Origin of the sequence: Bacillus sp. JJ1127 (assembly GCF_036965845.1) — a bacterium.
Taxonomy (GTDB): domain Bacteria; phylum Bacillota; class Bacilli; order Bacillales; family Bacillaceae_G; genus Bacillus_A.
Window position 1 is genome coordinate 19,539 of record NZ_JBALQK010000011.1, and the last position, 637, is coordinate 20,175.

The 637-nt window shown below is 36.6% G+C and carries 1 protein-coding gene; it reads right to left on the reverse strand.

Going from position 1 to position 637, the window contains the following annotated elements:
• Positions 1-14 precede the first annotated feature (14 nt).
• Positions 15-620 carry a DedA family protein gene (locus V7183_RS02005; protein WP_335358547.1) on the reverse strand — a complete coding sequence of 202 codons (606 nt, stop codon included), beginning with the start codon at positions 618-620 and terminating at the stop codon, positions 15-17.
• Between the last annotated feature and the right edge of the window lie 17 nt (positions 621-637).

Here is a 637-nt window from a genome sequence, read left to right on the forward strand (position 1 = left end):
TTTTTAACTTGTATTTATACAGACTCCGTTTTATTTCTTTTTTTCATAATCTTATAGATTACAATCCCGATCACAGCAAAACAAACGATTCCTAATATCGGCAACATATACGGTTCAAGAACTTCGCCCGCTTTTTTCCAGTGAGGCCCTAACTTCATTCCTACATATATGTATAACGCCGTTAATGGTAGCATTGCCATAAATGTATATATACTAAATTGCCAAATATTCATTTTCGCCATACCGCACGGAACTGAAATAAGCGTCCGAATTCCAGGGATAAATCGTCCAGCAAAAGCCACAACGGGTCCATATTTCTCAAAGAAATGATCCGCTTTTTGAATCTGTTCTTCTTTTATGAAAAAGTATTTTCCATATTTCATTAACAATGGGCGACCTCCATAATAACCAAGTGCATACAAAGTTAATGGTCCTGTCGTTCCCCCAATTGTTCCAGCCAATACCGCTAACCAAAAATTCATATCTCCTTCATACACCCAGTAGCCAACAAGCGGTAAAACGATTTCGGCTGGAATAAACTCAAATGTTAGAGCTGCAATAACCCCCAAATAAGAAAATTGCTTTAAATATTCAATGATATCCAAAATAAGCTGCTCCATATTTTTAACCTCTATCC

What these genes read in the sequence shown, in the direction of transcription:
- V7183_RS02005 (WP_335358547.1), bottom strand. Translation starts at nt 620, where the DNA reads ATGGAGCAGCTTATTTTGGATATCATTGAATATTTAAAGCAATTTTCT.